The 15,528-nt window shown below is 40.3% G+C and carries 6 protein-coding genes; 4 read left to right on the forward strand and 2 right to left on the reverse strand.

Annotated elements, in window-relative coordinates; all coding sequences use genetic code 11:
- The first annotated feature begins 55 nt into the window (after nt 1-55).
- The 4 genes from OLW01_RS15265 (at nt 56) to OLW01_RS15280 (ending at nt 10,505) form a co-directional block, all read left to right on the forward strand.
- On the forward strand, nt 56-3,709 hold the full coding sequence (locus OLW01_RS15265; protein WP_268076380.1) for a glycosyl hydrolase: 3,654 nt from the start codon (nt 56-58) through the stop codon (nt 3,707-3,709).
- 178 nt (nt 3,710-3,887) lie between these two features.
- Nucleotides 3,888-4,733, forward strand: coding sequence for a hypothetical protein (locus tag OLW01_RS15270; protein WP_268076381.1), 846 nt, complete (start codon nt 3,888-3,890; stop codon nt 4,731-4,733).
- Nucleotides 4,734-4,889: 156 nt separating this feature from the next.
- Entirely contained in the window at nt 4,890-7,688 is a 2,799-nt protein-coding gene (locus tag OLW01_RS15275; protein ID WP_268076382.1) for an alpha-L-rhamnosidase, read from the forward strand.
- A gap of 18 nt (nt 7,689-7,706) precedes the next feature.
- Nucleotides 7,707-10,505 carry an alpha-L-rhamnosidase gene (locus OLW01_RS15280; RefSeq protein ID WP_268076384.1) on the forward strand — a complete coding sequence of 933 codons (2,799 nt, stop codon included), beginning with the start codon at nt 7,707-7,709 and terminating at the stop codon, nt 10,503-10,505.
- A gap of 278 nt (nt 10,506-10,783) precedes the next feature.
- Here OLW01_RS15280 and OLW01_RS15285 read toward each other — a convergent pair whose 3' ends face one another.
- A complete protein-coding gene (locus tag OLW01_RS15285) occupies nt 10,784-11,119 on the reverse strand; it encodes a hypothetical protein (RefSeq protein WP_268076386.1) in 336 nt (111 codons plus the stop codon).
- A 221-nt stretch (nt 11,120-11,340) separates the two neighbouring features.
- Nucleotides 11,341-14,283 carry an Ig-like domain-containing protein gene (locus OLW01_RS15290; protein WP_268076388.1) on the reverse strand — a complete coding sequence of 981 codons (2,943 nt, stop codon included), beginning with the start codon at nt 14,281-14,283 and terminating at the stop codon, nt 11,341-11,343.
- Between the last annotated feature and the right edge of the window lie 1,245 nt (nt 14,284-15,528).

A 15,528-nucleotide genomic window follows, 5' to 3' on the forward strand; every position in this document is an offset into this window, starting at 1 on the left:
TGGGGCATGATTGAAAGGCTAAGCCTGAATCATAATAAAATTAATGGGTCTATCAATGAAAAACAATTCTAACTCGCTGACGACTATTTTTAGAAAAAAGTTAGGGATAAGCCTGAGTGTAACCACTTTAAGTTTGCTTAGTGCATGCAACAATACCGGTGTGCAACAATCTGATCCAACAACAGAAACATTGGTTGAATCAAAACCGGTTCAACAAGCCAATGACGCTTTTTATCAAGCCCCGGCGGATATCCTTAAACAAAACTTTAAATCGCCGCCTGAGCAAGTTAAACCTTGGGTTTATTGGTATTGGATAAGCGACCATATTTCTAAAACTGGCATTGAAAAAGATTTAGCCGCAATGCAAAAAGCCGGCATTAATACGGCGTTAATCGGCATTGTTCACCTAAATGGTGAACAAGGTGATGTGAAAGCCTTAACCGACCCATGGTGGGATCACGTACGTTTTGCCATCAAAAAGGCTGCAGGCTACAACATTGATATTGGTTTATTTAATTCACCCGGTTGGAGTCAGTCGGGTGGCCCTTGGGTCGACTTAGATAAATCAATGCGTTATCTGGACAACCAGGAGTTTCAGGTTGCTGGCCCACAACAATTTTCAATGACTTTGCCAGCGCCGGGCGCAAAAGGCATGTCGGGTGAATATTATCAGGATGTGAAAATCGTCGCGTTTAAAACGCCCACTTATGAAAAAAATCGATTAACGCCAAATAATAGCCAAATTACAATAAGCAACCCGGCTACACAAAAGGCGTTAGTTCAACAGGATTTAACTGCTTTATTTGATAATAAAACATCAACCAGTTATCACCTGCCTGATGCTGTCTTAAAGCATAATGGCAAAGGGCCGAGAGGTGGCCGGTTACAAGTTGATTTTCAGCCAAGTCAAACGTTTCAGGCCCGCAGCTTAGAGCTTTACCCTCACAAGAGTTTTAGAACTCAAGTCACTTTGTCGGCTAAAAACGCTGCCGGACAATTTGAAGAGATAAGAACATTTGAAATGCAACGTCCGCGGGATATGGCAGCCATAGGCCCAGATCACGATGCGCCTATCGTAGTCACTTTTCCTGCTATCGAGTCTAGCCACTTTCGTTTAACCTTTAATGGTTTTCATCTGGGGCGTAAAAAAAACAAAGATGAGCCAATTGGTTTTAAAGAAATCTCATTATCTACAGCTTACAAACTTGAACGTTATCAAGAAAAGAAATTGGCAAAAGTATTTCCCAATCCCATGCCAAAATTTGATACTTACCAATGGCCATTATCAACGCCGATTGATCATCCACAATTATTAGTTCAAGGCTCTGAAGTAGTTGATATTACTGAATTTTCCAAAAACGGTGAGCTGAATTGGCAAGTTCCTAAAGGTGACTGGACCATTGTTCGTTATTTTATGCGCCCTACCGGCACCAAAAATAGCCCATCAAGCAAACCGGCTCAAGGGCCAGAAATTGATAAACAAAGTAAAAAAATTGCCCAATATCACTTCGATGCCTACATAGGTAAATTTTTATCCTCCATGCCAGCTGAAGATCGCACCGCATTAAAATATGCCGTGGTCGATAGTTACGAAAAAGGTGCTCAAAACTGGACCGACGGTTTTGCTGAAAAATTTAAGCAGCGCTATGGTTACGATCCAATTCCCTATTTACCGGTTTACAGCGGCCGTGTAGTTAATAGCGTGGAACACAGTGAGCGTTTTTTATGGGACATACGACGTTTAGTCGCCGACAACGTTGCCTATGAATATACCGCAGGCCTTAGAGAAAGAGCCAATGAAAATGGTTTAAAACTTTGGTTAGAAAATTATGGTCATTGGGGTTTCCCCGCTGAGTTTTTACAATACGGTGGACAAGCTGATATTGTCAGCGGCGAGTTTTGGGCAAGTGGTGATTTAGGCGCAATAGAATTAAAAGCCGCCTCATCAGCGGCTCATATTTATGGCCAAAAAACCGTGATGTCAGAATCTTTTACGTCAGGCCGTGATACCAGCTTTAAAAATCATCCGTGGAATTTTAAAAAACGCGGTGATTGGTCGTTTGTTGAAGGCGTAAACCACACCCTTTTACACGTTTATATCCATCAAGCGTACGACGAACGTTTTCCGGGCGTAAATGCCTGGTTTGGCTCTGAGTTTAACCGCAACAATACCTGGTTTGATTATATGGGCAGCTGGTTAAATTACATCAAACGCGCCAATTATATGATGCAGCAAGGCAAGTATGTCGCTGATATTATGTATTTTATTGGTGAAGATGCGCCAAAAATGACAGGTGAAATAAACCCTGCCTTGCCTGCAGGTTATTCGTATGACTTTATAAATGCCGAAGTCATATTAGAGCGTTTAAGCTTCGCCGATGGTTATTACCAACTTCCGGATGGCATGCGTTTTAAACTGTTAGTTTTACCTAATTTAGAAACGATGCGCCCTGCTGTGCTGGCAAAAATTGCGCAATTGGTAGAACAAGGCGGCGCAGTTTATGGCCCTAAGCCTAAGCGTTCACCAAGTTTAGAGAACTACCCACAAAGTGATAAACGTGTGCAGGAATTAGCTAACACTTTATGGCAAAACATAGACGGTAAACAGACAACGCAAGCTCGATACGGCAAAGGTTCTGTCTTTTACCAGCAAGCTCAAGATGTCAAAGGTGCTAACGCTGAAACGATCGATTTAGGCGTAATTTTAGATCAATTAAACACACCAGCTGATTTAAGTGGTTTACCAAAAAAGGTCATATGGAGCCATCGCAGTAGCGATACGCACGATATTTATTTTATTGCCAACCAATCAGAACAGGTGCTCAGCATTAACCCAAGTTTCCGCACGACAGCTCACCAAGGTCAGCCTCAGTATTTTAATGCTGTGACCGGTGATATTTCAGACATTGCTCAGTTTAAAAAGGCTAATGGCCGTATTGAGATACCAATGCAGCTAAATGAACTGGAATCACGTTTTATCGTGTTTGAAAAACAACCATCCGCTCAAAGTCACACCCTTGGCAAACAAAATATTCACCAAGTAAACCACGACGGTAAAGCTGTTTTGTTAGCAAGTCAATTTGATAAGCAAGGCAACCGTATTATTGAAGTGAGCAAAAACGGGGCTTACCAAATCATCAATCAGGATGGCAGCGAGCAAACAGTATCAGTTGCCGATTTGCCTGAAGTGATAACGTTAGACCAACCTTGGCAGCTAACCTTTCAAGAAAACCGTGATGTACCAAGCAGTTTAACCTTAGACAAGTTAACCTCATTAACTGAGCTAAAACCGGTCGCTTTGCAGCATTATTCGGGCAGCATTCAGTATCAAACAAGCTTTAATTTAAGCCCAGAAATGTTACGGGATAATCAACAACTGCAACTGGATTTAGGCGAAGTTGGCGTCATAGCGCGTGTGAATATTAACGGTAAAGATTTAGGGGATTTATGGAGCCGGCCTCTGACCGTTAACATTAATGACGCAGTAAAAGCCGGTATCAACACCCTAACCATTGATGTGGCGACTACTTGGTTAAACCGTATTATTGGTGATTTAAAATATCCGGAGCAATTCCCAGAAAGCAACAAAGCTAAAAGCTTCAAAACCGACATTACCTTTGAGGGAACCATCAAGAAAAACGCCGCACTACAGCGTTCGGGGTTAATCGGACCGGTGCAACTTAAAGCGATTCGTCAGGTGAAGCTATAGCCACCTAAAATAAGCAGGATAACCACTATTTTGGCGCAAGTGACGCTGTTGGTTATCCTGTTTTTCACCATCAAAAACTAGTGAACCCATTAACATCTACTTTTTCAGGAAAATAATCCTAATGCATTACCTCAATAAAACAGCAGCCACAGCGATATTACTCTTAAGTTGTATTTTCATGGCCTCCTGCTCTACTTCATTAGCACCAGAAAGTGTTAACGATGACGATATAATTAAAAGCCAGCCTTATTCGTTTGAATCTTTATATCAACAGCAAGGTATTGATCAATCATGGCAACAATTATTGCAAACCGACGACCTAAAACCGCTTGGCACCCATACAAGGCACGGTTCTTTGGGCGCGGAGGTTGATATTAATAATCAACTTATTGAAACTGGCCCATATGCCAATACCCCGATCGATGCAGTGAAAAGGGATATGCGTTTGCATACCTTAGGGCATCCGGCACTGGATAGTAAAGACTTTGCCAAGTGGTCTCGTTGGTATCAGGAAGACGGCAATACCCAAATATTTCGATTATTTAAAGACGAAGTTAATACCTCAAATAAACGAAAAAATGCCGCTAGGGTAGAAACTTTTATCCCGAGTCAACGCTGGTTACCTCAGCTCGGTGTAGTACGTGAATTTGGCGCACGTTTTACCGTATTAAAGTCAGGCGGTTGTGTCGCCCCCCACTATTGTTCAATTTTCCAAGCGAAAGGCAATAACGTTGATCATTGGTCGGTGATGTTACGAGTCGATAGTGACGGTGCATTATGGTTTTATCCTCGCGAAGATTTATCGAAACGACAATTGATATCAAAAAATGCCATTGGCCGCCCCTTTGATATGAAGGTATTAGATGATGGCTTAAATTATGAAATGTTCATCGACGGCCAATCAGTTGGCACAGGTCAGTGGCAACGTACTAAAGAAATTGGTTTTCGTTGGGGGATTTATGTTGGCCGCTCAGCAGTACCTGAAGACATCATTGTTTTGGTGACTGGCGCTTCAATGAAATAGGCATATCAGGCTGGCACGGTATCAAAGTGAGTGCCTGTTATGGGAGCCGCTTAGCTGTTCCCAGTTTTTCTTACGGCACAATAAAATAAATAGGTTAATCATGATGAACACCTTAATATTTAATACATTTTTAAAATTAAAACCACTTGGGTTGCTATGCCTTTTTTAGTGATAAGTGCATGTTCATTTAGCGGCATATACAATAACAGCTCAGGCAATTCTCAAGCTGCTACTGCCCCTATCACACTTAAAGTGGGTGAAGGTTTTGTGGATCCTATTGGTTATTATGAATCAATACCTCGTTTTTCTTGGCAAATTGACCCAACGGCAAGTTATAAATTTCAACAAGCATTTCAAATTCAAATGGCATCGTCTGTCTCAAAGATTGCAGATGCTGATTTATGGGATAGTTTAAAACAACAATCATCAGCTAACGCTTGGATAAAATATCAAGGTAAACCACTGTCATCAAGTCAAAAAGTCTACTGGCGCGTTCGTATTTGGGATGAAGACAATCAGGTTTCTAATTGGAGCAAACCAGCGACTATTGAATTAGGGTTATTGTCTAATCACGACTGGCAAGGCAAGTGGATCCGTCATCCAGAAACAGGTGATACGGTCACATTTGATGTATCCGATAATAAAACGAAAGAAGTTAAAACAGTAACAAACAAAGTTTATCGTCCACAATATTTAAGACGGTCTTTTACAACCCACGACAATACCAACTTAGAAAAGACAGAAATTAAACCTAGCATCAAACAAGTACGTTTATACATTACCTCAAAAGGTATTTTTAACGCTTATGTGAATGGTCAAAAAGTTTCAGAAGATGTGATGACCCCAGGTTGGACACCATATAAACAGCGGATTGAAACCTTAACCTATGATGTTACTTCGCTGGTTAATTTAGGTACAAATGTACTCGCGGCCACCGTAGCCGAGGGCTGGCATACCGGACGTTACTTAAAGTTAAGAGCATTAAAAGTCGAACCTTCAGCCTTATTAGCACAGCTTGAAATTACCTATAGCGATGGCACATCGCAAATAGTAACAACAGCTCAAAACTGGCAAGTGACACTTAACGGCCCTATTCGCTCGGCGGGTAATTGTGATGGCGAAACTTATGACGCTAATTACGAAATGTCGGGGTGGAATACGGTTGATTTTAACGCTAATGACTGGAATACAGTTATCACCGAAAACATCGAACCACACGTTGCGCTAGCGCCTAAACGCCACCAAGCGGCAGCGATAAAATTAACCATACCAGCACAAGAAATTGTTGAGGTAGCTAATCCAAAACCCGGAGTGGTGGTGTTTGATATGGGGCAAAACATGCTGGGCGTGCCTGAATTATCATTGCCTGGTATTGCTAATCAAAAAATGACCTTTCGTTTTGCTGAAGCTCTACATAAAAATACCTTTTATACTAAAAATTTACGTACCGCAAAAGCAACAGACTACTATACGCCCGCTAAATCAGGCCAAATCAATTATATTCCTACTTTTACCTTTCATGGTTATCGATATGTCGAAATCTCAGGCTTTGATCAATCTAAAACACCTGAGTTAAGTTGGGTGAAGGGTCGAGTATTACATTCAAACTTTATTGTAAATGCCAATTTTAAAAGCGCTCATGCTAAGCTGAATAAACTCTCTAAAAATGTGGTTTGGGGCCTCCGCGGTAACTTTTTAGATATTCCAACCGATTGCCCACAACGAGATGAGCGTTTAGGTTGGACTGGTGACGCTCAAGTTTTTGCCGCACCTTCAATGTACATGGCTGATGTGTATGGCTTTTGGGCCGCATGGATGCAATCGGTCAGAGAAGCGCAAAACCCAGACGGCGGTGTACCAAACTTTGTACCAAATAAAGGCCATGGTTTTGGTAAATTAGCTTCTGCTGGCTGGGGAGATGTTGCCGTAATCATCCCTTGGGAGCTTTATTTATTAAATGGCGATAAACAATTTTTACGAGACAACTATGACATGATCAAAGGCTGGCTCGATTTTCACAACTCTAGGTCAGAAAACTATATTTCGAGCCTACGTGGTTTTAAAGATTGGTTACAACCCTACGCCAAAAAAGGTCAAACGCCACAGTATTTAATATCCACGGCTTATTATGCACGCTCATTAGATTACGCCGTAAAAATCGCCAAAGTACTCGGTTATGAAAATGACGCTTCAGCCTATACCCAGACATTAAATAAAGTAAAACAGGCCTTTCGCAATAAGTTTTACGATGAAAATACCAAGGTAAAAAGTGCCTCAACACAAACCAGTTATCTGTTACCACTGGCATTTGAGTTATTTGAGGGTCAAGACCGGATTAATGCACAGCAACATTTAGTAAAAACCATTAAAGCCAGCGATAAACATTTAGGTACAGGCTTTTTAGGCACGCCTTTATTGGCCCCGGTACTACAAAAAATCGGCCGAAGCGATTTGATGTTTGATGTATTGTTTAAAGAAACCTATCCCTCATGGTTTTATTCTATCAATAATGGCGCCACCACCACGTGGGAGCGATGGAATTCATACTCACTTGCAGAAGGTTTTAGTAAAGAGTCCATGAACTCGCTTAACCATTACGCCTATGGCGCTGTAGCTAAATGGTTTTATGAAGGCATTTTAGGCATTCAACCCGCCAGTGCAGGTTTTAAAGAGATTAATATTGCACCGCAATTTAATCATCGGTTAAAACATGCATCGGGCAGTTACAAAACACCTCAAGGTGAAGTAAAAGTGAGCTGGAAAATCGAGCAAGATCAACTTGATATGCAAGTCAGCATTCCAAAAAACAGCCGCGGTAATTTTAAGTTACCACAGGTGACTGACTTAACAATTAATGGCGTAAAATTAACTGAATCGAATCAGCACATTTTAGCTCAGCAACCACCCGGTGTTTACCAAATTAACGGCATCATTTTGCCTGCTAAATCAAACTAAAACATAAAGAGTAACCTTATGAGTATCCAAAGTTTATTTAACAAAATGCCCTGTTATATTAATGGCCTGCTGCTGTTAATATTGACCTCAGTCGCCGGCTGCAGCCTAAACGATAACGACAGTAACCGGATTGCCCAACCACAATCATTAAAAATTAACGAAGGCTTTAGCAATCCGCTTGGATTTTACGATGCAAAGCCCAATTTTTCATGGCAATTGCCAGCAAGTAGCAGCGTAAAAGCACAAAGCCGCTACCAAATAAAAGTGGTATCAAAACCTGAACTGTTAAGCCAATCAGCCGATTTGTGGGACTCTGGGGTGGTACAGAGCGAACAAACAACTTTTATTGAATATCAGGGTAAAGCACTGGACTCAAGACAAAAAGTGTATTGGCAGGTTCGATTTTGGGATCAAAACCAACAGGTATCAAACTGGAGCGAACCGGCTCAGTTTGAGCTTGGTTTATTAAACAATCATGATTGGTCAGCAAAATGGATTGAAATTGATAGCAAAAAACCGATTCAATTAAATCAATATAAAACGCCTATTCATATACCACAGCATTTACGAACTGAGTTTAACGCCAATAAAACCATAAAAAGTGCGCGTTTATATATTACGGCCAAAGGCGTATTTGAAGCTTTTATTAATGGCAAACGAATTGGAAACGATATATTAACGCCGGGCTACACGCCCTATAAAAAACGAATTGAAACCCTCACCTATGATGTGACCCCGCAAATTACCCAAGGGCTTAACGCAATAGGAATTCAACTGGCGGAAGGTTGGTATGCCGGCCGATTTGGGCCTAAACGCCATTGGCATAAAAAATTAAAGCTAACGCCAAAAGTACTGGCTCAATTAGAAATTGAATATGCCGATGGCAGTCAACAACAAATTGTAACGGATCAAAACTGGCAAGCCACTCAAAATGGCCCTGTGCGCACCTCGGGTTTATATGATGGCGAACGTTATAATGCTAACGTTGAATTACCAGGCTGGGCGCAAACAGGGTTTGATAGCTCTGATTGGTCTGGGGTAAAAACATCAAACATTGAAGCGGATGTGTTACTGCAACCCAAACGCCATTTTACCTCTAAAAATAAACAACTATTACCTGCCCTTTCGGTTAATAAAGTTAATCGTAAAACCATCTTTGATTTAGGCCAGAATATGGTTGGCGTACCTAAAATAAAAGTGCCAATGAAACAAGGCCAAACCCTTAAATTGCGCTTTGCCGAAGGGGTAAATCAAGACGGTTCGCTTTATACCAAAAACCTAGGCAGTGCTAAGCAACTGGATTTTTATACCGCCAAACAAGACGGAATAGTTGAATGGCAGCCACAGTTCACCTTTCATGGTTTCCGCTATGTTGAAATCAGTGGTTACGACACTGAATTTAAACCAAAGCTAGATTGGGTAACGGGTGTAGTGCAATATACTGACTTTAAAATGACAGGTAAATTTGAAAGCTCAGATCCACTGTTAAATCAACTGCAATCAAATATTGAATGGGGCTTAAAAGGTAACTTTTTAGATATACCAACCGATTGTCCGCAACGTTCAGAGCGTTTAGGTTGGACAGGTGACGCCTTAGCTTTTGCCAATACGTCTTTGTATATTGCTGACAGCCATGCCTTTTGGTCGGCTTGGATGCAATCTATCCGAGAAGAGCAATTTGAAGATAACAGTATACCTGTGGTTGTTCCAAATGAAGTGGGCGAAATCGCTCAAGCGGGTTGGTCTGATGCAGCAGTCACTATTCCTTGGGATGTTTATTGGCGCACCGGTGATAAAAACATTTTGGCTGAAAACTATGAAATGATGACCCGCTGGATCAAATATCATCAAACTCAGCTCAATAACGGTATTAGTGAAATGTGGACAGTCGGCGACTGGCTACAACCTTATTCACAGCGTGAAGATTCAAGACGAGGCGAAACGGATCATAGCTTAATCTCAACCGCTTTTTATGCCCGTTCGGTCGAATTTACCTTAAACAGCGCCAAAGTATTAGGCAAAATCGACGATGTTAAAAAATACAGCACATTATTAGCCGAAATCAAAACAAGATTTCAGCAACACTTTTTTGATCAAGGTGGCCGTTTGCAAGTGGGCAAACAAACTCAAACTGCTTATTTACTAGCAATAGGTTTTGATTTGCTAGATGCAGCTACCACAAAAAAAGCAGTCCCGCATTTATTAGCCACCTTTGAAGATGCAAATAACCACCTTAGAACCGGATTTTTAGGCACGCCACTGATTGCGCCAGTGCTGGAAAAAGTGGGCCGCACCGATTTGGCCTTTGATTTATTATTTAAAAAAACCTATCCATCTTGGTTATATTCAGTTACCCAAGGGGCAACGACAGTTTGGGAACGTTGGGATGGTTACACCCATAACAATGGTTTCGCAGACAAACAAGGTTCTTTAAATCACTATGCCTATGGCGCCATTGGCGAATGGATTTATGATCGCGTTGTTGGGATCAGTCCGCTCACTGCTGGGTATAAAAAAATACGTATCGCGCCGTTAATTACTGAGCATTTACAGTTTGCACAAGGAGAGTTCCAATCCGTTTATGGCACCATAAAATCACATTGGGAAAAAACAAACTCTGGATTAATTATGAATATCAGCATCCCTAGCAATACCCAAGCGCAAATAGAGATACCCCATTTAAACAAGGCAGTTTATATTAATCAGCAACGACTAACATCGGATAGATTTGAGATTATCGAGCGTAATCAACAACATGTGGTTATTTTAGTTGAGGCGGGAGAGCATCAAATTGAAGTGAAATCAAAAGATTTATAAACCTATAAATAGCAAAACAGCTTCAAAGTCAGCCATTAATATAGACTGACTTTGAAGGATTTCATTTCTTGAATGGATTATTGGGTTACCATATTTTTGTATTGTAAGAGCAGATGTAGGCGCCCCCGTATCAGGATTAAATCTGCCATTACAGGAATATTTTATTAACGAGGTTTGTCATTCGTTAATATGGATGCAGGCCAACAAGCAGATGATTTAGTCTAAACTCGGGATAAGAAATTAGCTAAGAGATTAGCTTAATTAGATTTGAAAAAAGGTTACTTTTCTTGGCTTAGGTTGCACTGATACAGACGGGTTTCAATAACCGTTCTCTTATCTCCAAAAGCATTGTTATCCAACTGTATTATTTGAGAGTAATCTATCACCTCATCAACTAAAACCGTATCTGCACCTGCTTCTGCTGCCAGCTCTTTTAACCGCCGATTACAGTGCCTTTCACCATTTTCACGGCGACTTTCACAGTTTTGCATCCGAATATATTTACATGATTGGGTAAGCTCTGTAACAATAACAACCTTGTCGGCTTCATTATTAGAAGCTGTAACACAGGCTGCTAATATCAAAAAAAGTGGCCAAATCAAGAATAATTTCATTTAGAGTTTTCCCTTTATCATTTCAGATTATAGCAAGTCATGTGAATAGCTTGCTGCTGTTCAAATCATCACATCGCTTGTACTATAAAAACTCCGTAACTCACTGAAATAAAGTACAAGTAATTTGATGAAAGCTTTTTAAGGTGGAAGTTTTTAAGGTGAAAGTACAGGCAATCAGCAATAGAACACCAAACATGATGTTCTATTGCCTCGTACAGATATTAATTAAAATATCTTCTGCGTATCGCTAACAAAACAATCAATGCTGCAAATAATGATGTAGTGCTGCCACCACCTGAACTTGAACCTGATGTCTGATCTTGCTCATCGTTATCGTCTTCAGGGTCATTATCGTCTGGCTGTGTTTCTTTTGCAGTTACCACAATCTGCATAGTTGTTTCTGACTGTAAATCTTGGCTATCCGTTGCCACTGCTTTTAAAACATGAGTGCCGACTGGCAAATCAGCCAGTTGAGTTTCACTTGCAGTCCATTGGTAAGGAGCAGATGTTAATGCCGAGATTTGAACACCATTCACAAACAAAGTAACTTGCTTGATTGTGCGTGTACTCATTGAGGTAGACGCAGTTACATCAATCGTTAATTCGTTATACCCCTGCTCAACGCTTAGTGAACTTTCACTAAAATTAACCTCTGGCGCGACGACTGTTTCTTCTACAATTAAATCGGCAGTCACTTCTAACGTAAGGCCTTCACTATCGGTCACAATCGCTTTTAAAACATGAGTACCGACAGGGAAGTTAAGTAACTCTTCTTTAAAATCATCATTATGGCCCCACTCGTATGGCGCAACCGATTCTTTTCGAATGAGATTACCATCAATGTACAGTGCGACGTCGGCAATAGTGCGGGTTTCAACTGGGGTTGATGCATCAACGCTCAAAGAGAAGCTGCTATACCCTTGTGAAACTGTGTAAGTCTCTTGCGAAAATGATGCGCTCGGCGTTGGATCCACTACACTTAAATTCGATGTGGTTTCTGCTGTTTCACCTTTACTGTCATCCACAACGGCTTTTAATACATAGTCGCCAATTGCTAAGCCCTTTAGGCTAGCCTCGGTATTTGACCATTTGTACGGTGCCGTATCGAGCGTTGAAATAAGCGTATCATCTAAATATAAACTAACCGAGTCAATGGTACGTGCGCTATCAGGCGTGCTCGCATCAACATTGATTTCAAGGTTTGTGTAATCTTTAACCACTGTGATATCTGATTTAACAAACTCGACTGTTGGTGTGCCTTCAACCACATTTAGAGTCATAAAAGTTTCAGAAGTGGCGCCTGTATCATCAGTTACTAGTGCTTTAACCGTATAAGAACCTAAGGCTAAATTTTGTAATTTTGTTTCGCTTTCTGTCCAAGTAAACGGTGCCGCGTTAAGTGTGGACACCAGCTCATCATCTACATATAAAGAGACAGAAGCAATCGAACGCGCAGGATCTTTAATGGATGGCGTGGCAGAAATTAATACTGATGAATAATCTTTAATTAAGGTTAATTCAGGCTGATCAAAATTAACGGATACGGTAGGAATATCCAAATCAATAATCTGTAGATGTAACGGCAGTGAATTGCCTGAACCTCTTTCCTGCAAATAATAATAAACTTTACCATCATGAATGTAGATAGTGCCGTGGGCAAATGTCGGCCCATCTGTTGCTTCATAAACTCGAGTAAAAATACTAGTACCACCTGCAGCCATTTCAACATACGGTCGGCCGTTATTAAGCCCAATAATGTAAATATTATCACCCGCAGTATAAATTGAAGTAGCCCCAACAAAGTCTGTGTCTATAATAAACTCTTCGGCTCCAGCAGGTTTATATGAGTGGATATAGACCTTTTCTTTTGGCACATCAGCAAAACCGTACTTGTCAGCTTCAGATGAATTGTTATTCGTTTGTACAAGACTAATGATATGAATATCACCACGCGCAGTGACCGTCCAATCAAAATCTTTAACAATATAAACTGAGTTTGGTTGCTCGTGCGTTATATAATCACCGGGCTCAAATACTTTAATTTCATCTGAGTTAACCAGCGGATACGTCATGGGTTCACCTTTATGGTTTTTCCAATCTCCATCGCCTTGAGGATGATCCGAATAAGCATAATAAACACCATTTTGGTATTTATATTTATCATCGTTGTCATTACTACGTTGCTGAAAACCAACACGAAGCTTACCATTTAGGTATTTCATATTACCGTATAAGCCCCAGTTGTAGGGGTTGCCGTGCGTTTTTTGATCTTTGTGGTTAAATGGCGTGAATTTAGACCACTTTTGATTTTCTGCATCATAACGGTTAAAGATATAAGCCCCGTTATTATTACCCCCTAAACGCATATACAACAAAAGCGTACCATCTGTTGTTTCAAAAAATTTGGGGTACGTTAAACGCGCAAAATTACCTTTATCCGCAATATCGCCTGTCATCGTCAAATGTTTATAATCATCATCACCTTGGCTAACTTCACTGGTATCTTTCACAAACTTGTCTAAGGTAAAATCAGCGTCAGGTAGTTCAGCCGCCCCAGGCACGGAATAAGAATAACGGAAAAAATCATCTTTGAATTTACCGTCATAGTTATTATCGTCATAGGCGTGCATGTCGAAGACCATATGAATGGTGCCATTAATCGGACTCACCGCTAAACCGATGGTATTGTGTGATTCACCAATCCACCAATCACCTCTAAAACCAGTGTGTTGGTGCGGAAACTCAATATCAACCGTTTTACCAGTGAGGGTATTAAGCCGTGTTAACATCACGTGGCGATCGTCTTTACCACCACGATACCAAGTCATAAAGACATAATGTTTGTAAGTTTTAACCGCATCACCATGGGCAGAAATACTTCTGCCAAAATGAAAATCATAGACGTCAGTACCATTGTTTGGCACATTGTAACCAACATTACTACCATCAAAATAAAGGCCATTGTCCGCTATTTTAGTATCACTCTCTAACGTCACATCAGCATTTACATTTGCGGTTGTCAGCAATAAGGCAGCGGTTAATAGTTTAGAAGAAGTTTTAACTAAAGATTTTAGTATTAAATCAACACCTTTCATACGACTACGACAATTGCCAGTTGCTGACTTGTCGTCGCCAACTGGTATGCAGCTTGTAATGTTGTTCACGTTTATACCTCGTTTGAAATAGATTTGTCTTAAGCCACTATTAACAGGTCTGAAACCCAGTTAACAAAAACCCAAAACGAAGACAATTATTAATACATTATGCCAACATTTAAAATCATTATCAAACACAAACAATCAACTCAAATCACATTTAATTTATAAACGTGGATAACAATAAATAAACCATTGCTTTTAATGACGAAATTTGTCAGTTAATGATTACCCCCACCTCTTTTATTTAACGCACAGTTTGATTGCCGAAATGCTTGTACCTAAAATTTACCAGCAATACTTAAACCTGTTCTAATACGGCTGAATTTCACCCGTCAGCAGCCAACTGATACAAGATATCAGACACATTAGTTAAATGACCGCCAAGTTTAAAAACTTCATTAATAAAACAATGCATACAAGGGGGAAAAATCACTAACCAAATGATTTTATAATCTTTTATAGATGGCTGGCTTTTAAACTTACTCCCGTAAAGCTTCGCATTCATTTATTATGAGCCTATCTTCCCGTAGCGGCTGCGTTGAGACAGATGCAATACAATTACTCCGCTCTCTGTTTTTACCGGAAAATACATTTCATACCGACCATCGCTGGACGAGAACCAATGCTTTTTATTCTCTGCGCTAAAAACGGAGTTCAAGTATTTCCGTTCTTCACTGGACGTGCTTAATATGTAGTTCGCTTTTTGAGGTTCTTTGTCATCATTAAGGTACATGTATCCGCCAAAGCCCAATAAATACGACTTGTCATTGATATCATCTCTAACGATTACAGTAATAGAAGGAAATTTTTCCTCTACCTTACTTAAAATTTTAATATCTTGTGAGGTATTCTCGAGATACTCTCTTGTAAATGAGTAATTAGATAGTCTCGACATAACATCACTTTGCTCTGTAACCAAATCAGCAGCAGAGGAAACAAGATAAGTTTCTTTTTTGTAGTGGCCATATCCCCCAAATATAGCCCCAAAAATATAACCAGTAATGAACTTGTAAAAATAAAGACCGGACGAGTGGTATTTGATTTCCTTGCCTCGACATTTCTATTACCTTCAGCAATCGCAGTAAGATTGAACATAATATTCAATATAATTGAGCCCGACAAAACTGCAAAGATACCCAATATACTTAGCAAAAACATTTCGGTCATATTTTCCCGAAATACCTTAAACCCAAAAACTGTAGAGCAAACAAAAATGAAAAACCAGTACATTAGCCCAACAACCGAAACTAA

This window comes from Catenovulum adriaticum (genome assembly GCF_026725475.1).
Lineage (GTDB): Bacteria > Pseudomonadota > Gammaproteobacteria > Enterobacterales > Alteromonadaceae > Catenovulum > Catenovulum adriaticum.

Excerpts from the sequence above, each read along its gene's own strand:
- OLW01_RS15265 (WP_268076380.1), top strand. The coding sequence starts at position 56 with ATGAAAAACAATTCTAACTCGCTGACGACTATTTTTAGAAAAAAGTTA.
- OLW01_RS15270 (WP_268076381.1), top strand. The coding sequence starts at position 3,888 with ATGGCCTCCTGCTCTACTTCATTAGCACCAGAAAGTGTTAACGATGAC.
- OLW01_RS15275 (WP_268076382.1), top strand. The coding sequence starts at position 4,890 with ATGCCTTTTTTAGTGATAAGTGCATGTTCATTTAGCGGCATATACAAT.
- OLW01_RS15280 (WP_268076384.1), top strand. The coding sequence starts at position 7,707 with ATGAGTATCCAAAGTTTATTTAACAAAATGCCCTGTTATATTAATGGC.
- OLW01_RS15285 (WP_268076386.1), bottom strand. The coding sequence starts at position 11,119 with ATGAAATTATTCTTGATTTGGCCACTTTTTTTGATATTAGCAGCCTGT.